Source organism: Paraburkholderia sp. SIMBA_054 (genome assembly GCF_046534875.1).
Taxonomy (GTDB): Bacteria; Pseudomonadota; Gammaproteobacteria; order Burkholderiales; family Burkholderiaceae; genus Paraburkholderia; species Paraburkholderia hospita.
In genome coordinates, this window is the sequence record NZ_JAWRXV010000658.1 from 1 (window position 1) to 277 (window position 277).

Annotated in this window: 1 pseudogene; it reads right to left on the reverse strand. The window is 60.3% G+C overall.

The annotated features are described in order from the left end of the window. Positions 1 to 277, reverse strand: a pseudogene (locus SB822_RS56735) (hypothetical protein); the annotation flags it as partial.

The following is a 277-nucleotide window of genomic DNA, read 5'->3' on the forward strand; positions in this document are numbered from 1 at the left end:
GCGCGAGCGCAAAGTTCGACACGTGGTCGCGACGCATGCGTCGGCGTTCGACCGGTGAGAGTATCGAGAACAGGTCGGCAATCAGCGGGCCAATTGCAATGCCGAGAAAATAGCTGACGCTCAGGTTGACGCCGTGACTGCGCGTGAGCGTTTGCAATCCGACTATCAGCAACACGAACGGAATCAGTAGAAGCACCGAAGCCCACCGTCCCGCCGAAAAGTACGCGATGCAAACCGCCGCGAACAGAAACACCCACGGCGCGGCGCGCGTGATCAG